We start from the raw sequence: 9,655 nt of genomic DNA, 5'->3' as shown, positions 1-9,655 counted from the left end.
CACGCTGTGGAACGCCGGCAACGACGACCCCGAACGGCGGTTCGTCATCGCCGACCGGCCAGACCTGACGGCGGCGCGGCTGGGGCTGGCCAATGCCATCGGCCAGGTCATCCGCAACGCGCTGGCGGTGATCGGCGTGACGGCGGCGGACGAGCTGCACTGATGGCCGATGACGACGCCCCCTGGCTGGCCGAAGCGCGCCCGCAGCGGGGCGGGCGCGATGGCGGGCGGGGCGGCACCAGTGTCAGCCGGCGATCGTTCTTCCTGACGCTGGCGGGCGGGCTGGCGCTGCTGGCGGCGGTGATCGTCGGCGCCTTCCTGCTGATCTCGCGCGAGGAGCAGAGCAACGGCGACGGCTATATGGAAGCCTCGCAGGCACCGCTGATCACCGCCGAGCCGGGGCCGTTCAAGGTCAAGCCCGAGGACCCGATGGGGCTCGATGTCGAGGGCCAGGACCAGACGCTCTATGCGGCCGGGATCGGCATCGACGAGGGCAGCAACATCGATGTGGACTCCGTGCCCGAGGAGCCGCTGCCACGGCCAGGGATGGCGCCGGCCGACCAGCCGGCAAAGAATCTGCTGCCACCGGTGATGCAGCAGGCAACGGGGGCGCCTGTGACTGCGCCCGCCACGCCAGCCGCACCGGCAACGGCGCCTGGGCCCGCCGCGAAGCCCGTGGTGCCGGTCGCCCCCGCAGCCCCGGCCGCCAAGCCGGCGCCGCCGGTGGTGAAACCCGTCCCGGTGCCCCCACCGCCTGCGGCAGCCCCGGCGGCCGGCGGCGGCGGCGTACAGCTCGGCGCCTTTTCCAGCCGCGAACGCGCCGAGATCGCCTGGTCGCAGCTGGTGAAGAAGCACGGGCTGATCGGCGTCAGCCCGCAATATTCGCCGATCGAGCGCGACGGCACGACGCTGTACCGGCTGCGCGGCCGGGGTGGCGATGCGCAGGCGATCTGTGCGAGACTGGCCAAATCCGGCGATGCCTGCAGCGTGGTGCCCTAGGATGATGTCCTGATGATCCCGGCGTTTCTCGGCCTGGCCGGACCGGAACTGACCGCCGGCGAGCGGGACTTCTTCCGCGCCGTCGACCCCGCCGGTTACATCCTGTTCGCCCGCAACGTCGTCGATCCGGCGCAGTTGCGCGCGCTGACGGCGAGCCTGACCGACCTGGCCGGCCGCGCCCTGCCGATATTGATCGACCAGGAAGGCGGGCGGGTGGCGCGGCTGCGGGCGCCGCACTGGCCGGCGTTTCCGACCGGCGAGACCTTCGCACGAACCTATCAGCGGGCGCCGATCACCGCCATCGAGGCCTGCCGGCTCAACGCGCTGGCGCTGGCGGCGATGCTGCGCGGCCTGGGGATCACCGTCAATTGCCTGCCGCTGCTCGATGTGCGCGATCCGCAAGGCCATGACATCATCGGCGACCGGGCGCTGGGCGAACAGCCGATGCAGGTGTCGGCGCTGGGGCGGGCGACACTGGACGGGCTGCGGCAGGGCGGGGTGTGCGGCGTCGTCAAGCATATCCCCGGCCATGGCCGGGCCGGGGCCGACAGCCATCTCGAACTGCCGGTGGTGACCGCCAGCCTGGCGGCGCTGGAGCGCGACTTCGAACCGTTCCGGCGGCTGGCAACGGCGCCGATGGCGATGACCGCGCATGTCACCTACACGGCGCTCGATGCCGAGCGCTGCGCCACCCTGTCGTCAACAGTGATCGATTTCATCCGCAACGATATCGGCTTTTCCGGCCTGCTGATGTCCGACGATCTCGGCATGAAGGCGTTGCAGGGCGATTTCGGCGAGCTGGCGGCGGCGGCGCTGGACGCGGGCTGCGATATCGCGCTGCATTGCTCGGGCGTCATGGACGAGATGGTGGCGATTGCCGGGGCGCTCGACGATATCGGGCCAGCGGCGCGGCGGCGGCTCGATGCGGCCATGGCCTGGGCCGGGCCGGGCGACGACACCGCCAGCGAGCGCTGGGCCGAGGCGCGGGACCGGCTGCTCGCCGATGCCTGAAGGGGCGCCCGGGGGGGCTGACGACTTCGCTGACGACTTCATCGACGGGCCGCCACGCGCCGCGCCGGCCGGCCTGGTCTTGCAACTCGGCAGCTGGGAAGGGCCGCTTGACCTGCTGCTGCAACTGGCGCGCAGCCAGAAGGTCGACCTCGCGCAGATCTCGATCCTTGCCCTCGTCGAGCAATATCTGGCGTTCATCCGCGACGCGCGGGCGCTGAGCCTCGAACTCGCCGCCGATTATCTGGTGATGGCGGCGTGGCTCGCCTATCTCAAATCGGCGCTGCTGCTGCCGGCCGAGCCCGATGCCGACCCCGATCCGCACGAACTGGCGCTGAAGCTGCAGTTCCAGCTGCAACGGCTCGATGCCATGCGCGACGCTGGGCAGAGGCTGCTGGCGCGGCCCCAACTGGGCTGGGACAGCTTCCGCCGCGCGGCGCCCGAGGGGCTGCGCACCGACGTCACCAGCCGCTACGATTGCTCGCTGTTCGAGCTGCTCTCCGCCTATGGCGCCCTGCAGGCGCGGGCCGCCCACGGCGTCCATGTCGTCCGGCGGCGGCCGGTGATGGCGCTCGACGAGGCGATCGAGCGGCTGGAGCGGCTGCTCGGGCAGAGCATGGATTGGGCCGAGCTGGGCCGCTACCTGCCGAACGACCTCGTCGACGAGGGCTATGCGCGGTCGGTCCTCGCCTCCAGCTTCGTCGCCACGCTGGAACTGGTGCGGCTCGGCCGCGCCGAAGTTTCGCAAGGCGCGGCCTTTGCGCCGATCCTGGTCAGGGGGCGGGCATGACCGAGCTCGAACGCGCCATCGAGGCCGTGCTGTTCGCCGCCGAGGCGCCGCTGACGCTCGCTGAACTCGCCCGCCACGTCGGCGACAGCGGCGACCTGCCCAACGCGCTGCGATCGCTCGCCGAAAGCTATGCGCCGCGCGGGATCAATATCGTCGGGCGTGGCGGCCGCTGGGGCTTCCAGACCGCGCCCGACCTCGCCCACCACCTCCGCCAGGGCCGCGAGGCGGTGAAGAAACTCAGCCGCGCCGCCGTCGAAACCCTGTCGGTCATCGCCTATCACGAACCGGTGACCCGGCCCGAGATCGAGGAAATCCGCGGCGTTGCCGTGTCCCCCGGTACCCTCGACGTGCTGATGGAAGCCGGCTGGGTGCGCCCCGCCGGCCGCCGCGAAACCCCGGGCCGGCCGCTGCAATATGCCACGACGCCCGGCTTCCTCGCCCATTTCAACCTCGCCTCACGCCGCGACCTGCCAGGCCTCGCCGACCTCAAAGCCGCCGGCCTGCTCGACCGCGAACCCCCGCGCGAACTGCCGCTACCGCTGGGGGGACGCGAGGAATAGACCGTTGCCAGCCGGCGGGCGGAGCGGCTAAGGGGGCGATGTGACGGACCCGGCTGAGACCGGGTGGCTCGGCCGGGCGCCTATCCCTCGGACAATTACTGGCTCAAGCCAATTCTCAGGGTCCCCGCTCCCATGTTCGACATCAACACGCTGCGCCGTGACTGGCTGGCCAATCCGCGCGCCGATATTCTGGCGGGTATCGTGGTATCACTGGCGCTGATCCCCGAGGCGATCGGCTTCTCAATCATCGCCGGCGTCGATCCGCGCGTCGGCCTCTATGCCTCGGTGGCGATCGCCATCGTCATCGCCTTCACCGGCGGGCGCCGCGGGATGATCTCCGCGGCGACGGCAGCGGTGGCGGTGCTGGTGGTGCCGCTGGTCCGCGATCACGGCGTCGACTATCTGTTCGCCGCGACGATCCTGATGGGCCTCGTCCAGATCATCGCCGGGCTGCTGCGGCTCGACCTGCTGATGCAGTTCGTGTCGCGCTCGGTGATCACCGGCTTCGTCAACGCCCTTGCCATCCTGATCTTCATGGCGCAGCTGCCACAGCTGGTCGGGCTGGGCTGGCAGACCTATGCGATGGTCGCCGCCGGACTGGCGATCATTTATGGTTTCCCGCGGCTGACCCGGGCGGTGCCGTCGCCGCTGGTCGCCATCCTGATCCTGTCGGCGGTGAGCATCACCTTCGGGCTGCCGGTGAACGCCGTCGGCGACATGGGCGCGTTGCCGGAGGGGCTGCCATCACTGGTGCTGCCCGATGTGCCGCTGACGCTGGAGACGCTGCGGATCATCCTGCCCTATTCGCTGACGATGGCGGCGGTGGGGCTGCTCGAATCGCTGCTGACGGCCCAGATCGTCGACGACATGACCGAGACCGACAGCAACAAGCGCCGGGAATGCGGCGGCCAGGGCATCGCCAACATGGCGGCGGCGCTCGTCGGCGGGATGGGCGGCTGCGCGATGATCGGCCAGTCAGTGATCAATATCAGCTCGGGCGGCCGGGGGCGGCTGTCGACCTTCGTGGCCGGCGCCTTCCTGCTGTTCCTGCTGGCGGTGCTCGGGCCGTTCGTCGGCCGGGTGCCGATGCCGGCGCTGGTGGCGGTGATGATCATGGTGTCGATCGGCACGTTCAGCTGGAATTCGATTCCCAATCTGCGGCGCCATCCCTGGCCGTCCTCGGCGGTGATGCTGACGACCGTGGTGGTGGTGGTCGCCACCCATGACCTCGCCCAAGGCGTGCTGGCCGGGGTGCTGCTGTCCGGCATCTTCTTCGCTGGCAAGGTGCAGCGGATGTTCGCGGTGGAACGCACTATGTCCGACGACGGCACCACGGCGACCTACCGCGTCTCGGGACAGATATTCTTTGCCTCGGTCGACCGGTTCACCCGCGCCTTCCAGGCCGAGGAAACGGCAGCGGCGGTGACCATCGACATGACCGGCGCGCATTTCTGGGACATCTCGGCAGTGGCCGCGCTCGACAAGGTGGTGGCGCGGTTGCGCCGTGCCGGCTGCGAGGTGTCGATGATCGGCTACAACCGCGCCAGCGCCGACATCGTCGACAAGTTCGCGCTCCACGACAAGACCGGCTTCGAAATCGGCGCCGTGCCGCACTGATCGGGGTCCGGGGCCTCAGGCCCCGGCCGCCGGCGGCACGGTTACTTGCGGAACAGCGCCTCGCCGCGCTCCAGCGCCGTCGTCGGCTCCGAGCGGACTTCGCCGCTGAGCGCGGCTTCGGCCGCCGCAGCGGCAGCGACGCGTTCGGCCTGGAGTTCGGCGACGAGGGCGGCGCGGTCTTCACCGAGCTTGCCGAGATCGGGCGAGGTGTCGATGCCGGCCTTCTTGGCGGCCGAGGCGACCAGCGCGTCCATCTCGCGCTGGCTGGTCAGGCCCAGCGTCACCGGGTCGATCGGGGTAAGGTTGGCATAATCCCAATGGGTCTTGTCGCGGATGGCGGCGATGGTGGTCTTGGTGGTGCCGATCAGCTTGGAGATCTGGTTGTCGGTGATCTCGGGATGGTTCTTGACCACCCAGAGGATACCCTTGGGCTTGTCCTGGCGCTTCGAGACCGGCGTGTAGCGCGGGCCGGTGGTGCGGCGCGACTGCTCGGGCTGGCGGGAGAGCTTGAGCGCATAGTCCGGATTGGCCTGCCCCCGGTCCAGTTCTTCCTGGGTCAGCTCGCCGTTGCGGATCGGATCGCGCCCGGTCAGCTTGGTGGCGGCGGTGTCATCGGCGATGGCCTGCACCTCGAGGATGTGGAGGCCGCAGAAGGTGGCGATCTGGTCGAACGTCAGCCCGCTGTTGTCCACCAGCCAGGCGGCGGTGGCGTGGGGCATCAGCGGATGGGTGGGAGCGGCCATGGGACAAACCTTGCTGCAAGAAATGAAAAGAGCCGCCCCACGGGGACGGCTTGCAGCCTTGATGTAACGCGCCCGGGCGCCGCAATCAAGTTCCCAGCGACAGGATGATCTTGCCGATGTGCTGGCCGGCCTCCATCCGCCGGTGCGCCTCGGCCGCCTCGGCAAGCGGAAACACCCGGTCGGTGACCGGCTGCAGCCGGCCGCTCTCATATTCCGGCCAGATCGCGCCCTCCAGCGTCTCTGCGATGGCGGCCTTGAAGGCGAGGCCGCGCGGACGCAGCATCGAGCCGGTCAGCGTCAGCCGCTTGCCCATGATCCGGGCAATGTCGACCTCGGCCTTGCCGCCGCGCTGGAAGGCGATAGAGACATGGCGGCCGTCCTCGGCCAGGCACCTGAGGTTGCGCGGCAGATAATCGCCGCCGACCATGTCCAGCACGAGGTCAACACCGCGCTTGGCCGTCAGCCGGGCCACCTCCTCGACGAAATCCTGCGTCTTGTAGTCGATGGCCGCGCTGGCGCCGAGCGCCAGCGCGGCGGCGCATTTCTCGGCGCTGCCGGCAGTGACGATCACAGTCAGACCCAGCACCTTGCCCAGCTGGATCGCCGTGACGCCGATGCCCGAGGTGCCGCCATGCACGAGCATCGTCTCACCGGCCCGCGCATGGCCACGCGTCACCACATTCGACCAGACGGTAAACCAGGTCTCGGGCAGGCCGGCAGCGTCGGTCATCGCCATGCCGTCCGGCACCGGCAGGCACTGGCCGGCCGGCGCCACGCAATAATCGGCATAGCCGCCGCCGGCGACCAGCGCGCAGACCCGGTCCCCCGGCCGCCACCGGCCGACCGCCTCGCCCACCGCCGCCACCGTGCCGGCAATCTCCAGCCCCGGAATCGTCGGCGCACCAGGCGGCATCGGATACAGCCCCATCCGCTGCAGCACGTCCGGGCGGTTGACGCCGGCCGCGGCGACGCGGACCAGCACCTCCTCAGATCCCAATCCCGGCACCGGCCGCGTCACCGGCACCAGCACCTCCGGCCCGCCGGGGGCCTCAGCATCGATGGCGGTCATGGTGGCGGGGATCGACATGGCAAGGATATTGACGGCTGCGCCGGTCCGGTCAACCATGGCCGCATGGACGTTGACGATATCCTGCCGCCCCGCAAAACCAGCGGCCCGCTGGCCGAGCTGATCCGCGAAGACCTCGACCGCCTGTCCCGCGACGAGGTGCTGGCCCGCATCGCCACACTGGAAGCCGAAATCGCGCGCTGCCGGACCCGGCTCGAAAGCGCGACCGCGCTGCGCTCGGCAGCGGACGAGTTGTTCCGAAAGTAAGGGGCCTCCGGCGGTAGAGAAGGTGCCTCCGGCGGCTGGGGCCGTAGCCCCAGACCCCGATAATCCGGCCTCCGCAAGGCGACGCCAGCAGGTCCTGTGGGGTAACGGAATATTTTGGGGTCTGGGGCCTCCGCCCCCCGCCGCCGGAGGCCCTTTCCCTTCCACCACAGCCCGGCAATCAGGCACCGGCGCCAGCGCGATTTCGCGGCGGGCGGCTTCGACGTCCTGCTTGTAGGCGTCGTTGTTGGCGAGTTGCTGGTGGAGCTTGGTGGCGAGCAGGCGGCCGGCGGCGACGTCCGACTGCCAATGAGCCCGGCAGGCGATACGGACATCGCCGGCCTGGGTGCCGAAGTCGAGCAGGGGCTGGCGGCGTTCGGGGCGGGCGTCGGTGAGGGTAAGCGCCCAGAGCCAGCCGGTGGCGGCCTGTCCGGAAGGGTAGGAGGGCCCGAGCTTGGCGGCGTTGGGATCGCAGGCGCGGGTCGGGTCGTCGCCGAACGGGCGGGGGCGGTTGAAATGGGTCTGGGCGGGATCGGTGAGCGCCCGCATTTCGGCGTTGGTGCGATCGAGCAGGCGGCGGACGGCCGGGGTGGCGTCACCGAGCTGGACCCCGAGCGCGCAGGACAGCGCCTTTTCGAACGCCGGCGCGCGGATGCTGATCATGGCAACGGCCTGGGTCCAGGCCGGGCTGTCGACGGCGGCGGCGGCACGCTGGTCTGCACGCGTATCCGCCTGGGCAGCGAGCGAGCCGGGCGCGGGCGGGCCGGGGAGCAGGCGGGCGGGGTCCAGCCGATCGGCGGCGGGGAGATAGAGGATGTCGACCGGGGTGGAGGGGGAGGGGGCGATTGCCGTCGGATCGGCGGCATCGGCTTTCTCGGCCGCCGGCTCGGGAGCAGGCGGCGAGCAGGCGAGCGCGAACAGCGGCAGCAGCAGGGAAAGGCGAGCGGGCAGGCGCATGGGGAAAACGGGTCCTTGCAGGGAAGCGGTGACCATAGCCGCTGGGGGGTGATGCGACCAGCCGAGGCCGTGCGGCTTGGTCGCATGCGAGTGCCCCCTTGATTGTTTGCCCTGCGAGGGTGACATTCACGCTGTAGCCCCGGCGATTGCGGCCGTTGTTCCAAACAGGTGCCGCTGGAGCCAGGGTAGATCGCGCCCGTCGCTTGGGCGGCGCGAAGATTGGAGACCGGGATGCCATCTTTCACCCGCGAACTCGAAAAGACGCTGCACAATGCGCTGGCCGAAGCCGCGCGTCGCACGCATGAATATGCGACGCTCGAGCATCTGCTGCTGGCGCTGGCCTCCGATACGCACGCGCTGGCGGTGCTGAAGGCGTGCAATGTCGATGTCGAGGAGCTGAGCGGCCAGCTCGGCCATTATCTCGACAATGAACTGACCGCGCTGAAGGCCGATGCGAGCGTCGATCCGTCGCCCACCGCCGGCTTCCAGCGGGTCGTGCAGCGCGCCATCCTGCATGTGCAGAGCTCGGGCCGCGAGGAGGTCACCGGCGCCAATGTGCTGGTGGCGCTGTTCTCGGAGCGGGAGAGCCATGCGGTGTTCTTCCTGCAGCAGCAGGACATGACGCGGCTCGATGCGGTGTCGTTCATCAGCCATGGCGTCGCCAAGTCCGGCAGCAGCGAGGGGCGCAGCCCCAAGGGCACGGCCGACAAGGACGAGGGCGAGGCCGAAAAGCCCAAGGCACGCGGCGAAAAGAGCGAGAAGGGCCAGGAATCGGCGCTGAAGCAGTTCACCGTCAACCTCAACGAGAAGGCGCGCGTCGGCAAGATCGACCCGCTGATCGGGCGGACGGCCGAAGTCGACCGGACGATCCAGATCCTGTGCCGCCGCTCGAAGAACAACCCGCTCTATGTCGGCGATCCCGGCGTCGGCAAGACGGCGATCGCCGAGGGGCTGGCGCGCAAGATCATCGAGGGCAATGTGCCCGACGTGCTCAAGCCGGCGGTCATCTACTCGCTCGACATGGGCGCGCTGCTCGCCGGCACGCGCTACCGTGGCGATTTTGAGGAGCGGTTGAAGAACGTCGTCTCCGAGCTGGAGAAGCTGCCGCACGCGGTGCTGTTCATCGACGAGATCCACACGGTGATCGGCGCCGGCGCGACGTCGGGCGGAGCAATGGACGCCTCCAACCTGCTCAAGCCGGCACTGTCCTCGGGCGCGATCCGCTGCATCGGGTCGACCACCTACAAGGAGTTCCGCAACCACTTCGAGAAGGACCGGGCGCTGCTGCGGCGGTTCCAGAAGATCGACGTCAACGAGCCCTCGGTCGAGGATTCGATCAAGATCCTGATGGGTCTGCGGCCGAGCTACGAGGAGCATCACAAGCTGAAATACACGCCGGACGCCATCAAGGCGGCGGTGGAGCTGTCGGCGCGGTACATCAACGACCGCAAGCTGCCGGACAAGGCGATCGACGTGATCGACGAGACCGGCGCCTCGCAGATGCTGCTGCCCGAAAGCCGCCGCAAAAAGCTGATCGGCGTCAAGGAAGTGGAGGCGGTAATCGCCACCATGGCGCGGATTCCGCCGAAGTCGGTCTCCACCGACGACACCAAGGCGCTGGCCAGCCTCGAGGACGACCTCAAGCGGGTGG

At 69.6% G+C, this 9,655-nt stretch carries 10 protein-coding genes, 1 pseudogene and 1 other annotated feature; of the genes and pseudogenes, 8 read left to right on the top strand and 3 right to left on the bottom strand.

Going from position 1 to position 9,655, the window contains the following annotated elements; all coding sequences use genetic code 11:
- The 6 genes from ACTIFJ_RS11925 to ACTIFJ_RS11900 form a co-directional block, all read left to right on the top strand.
- On the top strand, positions 1–163 hold a 163-nt coding region (locus ACTIFJ_RS11925), incomplete at its 5' end, for a DALR anticodon-binding domain-containing protein (protein WP_439534338.1).
- Positions 163–999, top strand: a complete 837-nt coding sequence (locus ACTIFJ_RS11920) for an SPOR domain-containing protein (RefSeq protein ID WP_439534328.1) — start codon at positions 163–165, stop codon at positions 997–999. The genes ACTIFJ_RS11925 and ACTIFJ_RS11920, both read left to right, overlap by 1 nt.
- 12 nt (positions 1,000–1,011) lie before the next feature.
- Entirely contained in the window at positions 1,012–2,010 is a 999-nt protein-coding gene (gene nagZ / locus ACTIFJ_RS11915; RefSeq protein WP_439534327.1) for a beta-N-acetylhexosaminidase, read from the top strand.
- Positions 2,003–2,797, top strand: a complete 795-nt coding sequence (locus ACTIFJ_RS11910; protein ID WP_439534326.1) for a segregation and condensation protein A — start codon at positions 2,003–2,005, stop codon at positions 2,795–2,797. Before nagZ ends, ACTIFJ_RS11910 begins: the two co-directional genes overlap by 8 nt.
- On the top strand, positions 2,794–3,357 hold the full coding sequence (gene scpB / locus ACTIFJ_RS11905) for an SMC-Scp complex subunit ScpB (protein ID WP_439534325.1): 564 nt from the start codon (positions 2,794–2,796) through the stop codon (positions 3,355–3,357). The genes ACTIFJ_RS11910 and scpB overlap by 4 nt, the downstream gene beginning before the upstream one ends.
- 42 nt (positions 3,358–3,399) lie before the next feature.
- Positions 3,400–3,454: a sequence feature (sul1 is cis-regulatory element that is thought to sense ions involved in sulfur or methionine metabolism; They are found in Alphaproteobacteria), on the top strand.
- A gap of 35 nt (positions 3,455–3,489) precedes the next feature.
- Positions 3,490–4,974: a SulP family inorganic anion transporter gene (locus tag ACTIFJ_RS11900; RefSeq protein ID WP_439534324.1), complete on the top strand. Its 1,485-nt coding sequence runs from the start codon at positions 3,490–3,492 to the stop codon at positions 4,972–4,974.
- Positions 4,975–5,015: 41 nt separating this feature from the next.
- Here ACTIFJ_RS11900 and ACTIFJ_RS11895 read toward each other — a convergent pair whose 3' ends face one another.
- Both ACTIFJ_RS11895 and ACTIFJ_RS11890 read right to left on the bottom strand, forming a co-directional pair.
- A complete protein-coding gene (locus ACTIFJ_RS11895) occupies positions 5,016–5,717 on the bottom strand; it encodes a cell cycle transcriptional regulator TrcR (RefSeq protein WP_439534323.1) in 702 nt (233 codons plus the stop codon).
- Positions 5,718–5,802: 85 nt separating this feature from the next.
- The gene (locus tag ACTIFJ_RS11890) at positions 5,803–6,804 is read right to left on the bottom strand and encodes an NAD(P)H-quinone oxidoreductase (RefSeq protein ID WP_439534337.1); all 1,002 of its coding nucleotides are present in this window, start codon (positions 6,802–6,804) and stop codon (positions 5,803–5,805) included.
- 45 nt (positions 6,805–6,849) lie between these two features.
- Here ACTIFJ_RS11890 and ACTIFJ_RS11885 point away from each other — a divergent pair, with 45 nt between their 5' ends.
- Complete coding sequence (locus ACTIFJ_RS11885; RefSeq protein ID WP_439534336.1) at positions 6,850–7,050, top strand: DUF1192 family protein; 201 nt, start codon at positions 6,850–6,852, stop codon at positions 7,048–7,050.
- 279 nt (positions 7,051–7,329) lie between these two features.
- Here the strand turns inward: ACTIFJ_RS11885 and ACTIFJ_RS11880 are convergent.
- Positions 7,330–7,596: pseudogene (locus tag ACTIFJ_RS11880) on the bottom strand (phosphatase PAP2 family protein); the annotation flags it as partial.
- Positions 7,597–8,235: 639 nt separating this feature from the next.
- Here ACTIFJ_RS11880 and ACTIFJ_RS11875 point away from each other — a divergent pair.
- The coding region (locus ACTIFJ_RS11875) for an AAA family ATPase (RefSeq protein WP_439534322.1) at positions 8,236–9,655 on the top strand (1,420 nt) is incomplete at its 3' end.

The sequence above is a fragment of the Polymorphobacter sp. genome (genome assembly GCF_051860865.1).
Lineage (GTDB): Bacteria > Pseudomonadota > Alphaproteobacteria > Sphingomonadales > Sphingomonadaceae > Sandarakinorhabdus.
Note: the sequence above shows the minus strand (reverse complement) of the source record. Positions and strands in the feature narration are given on the sequence as shown.

What these genes read in the sequence shown, in the direction of transcription:
- ACTIFJ_RS11900 (WP_439534324.1), top strand. Translation starts at nt 3,490, where the DNA reads ATGTTCGACATCAACACGCTGCGCCGTGACTGGCTGGCCAATCCGCGC.
- scpB (WP_439534325.1), top strand. Translation starts at nt 2,794, where the DNA reads ATGACCGAGCTCGAACGCGCCATCGAGGCCGTGCTGTTCGCCGCCGAG.
- ACTIFJ_RS11920 (WP_439534328.1), top strand. Translation starts at nt 163, where the DNA reads ATGGCCGATGACGACGCCCCCTGGCTGGCCGAAGCGCGCCCGCAGCGG.
- ACTIFJ_RS11885 (WP_439534336.1), top strand. Translation starts at nt 6,850, where the DNA reads ATGGACGTTGACGATATCCTGCCGCCCCGCAAAACCAGCGGCCCGCTG.
- ACTIFJ_RS11895 (WP_439534323.1), bottom strand. Translation starts at nt 5,717, where the DNA reads ATGGCCGCTCCCACCCATCCGCTGATGCCCCACGCCACCGCCGCCTGG.
- ACTIFJ_RS11910 (WP_439534326.1), top strand. Translation starts at nt 2,003, where the DNA reads ATGCCTGAAGGGGCGCCCGGGGGGGCTGACGACTTCGCTGACGACTTC.
- nagZ (WP_439534327.1), top strand. Translation starts at nt 1,012, where the DNA reads ATGATCCCGGCGTTTCTCGGCCTGGCCGGACCGGAACTGACCGCCGGC.
- ACTIFJ_RS11890 (WP_439534337.1), bottom strand. Translation starts at nt 6,804, where the DNA reads ATGTCGATCCCCGCCACCATGACCGCCATCGATGCTGAGGCCCCCGGC.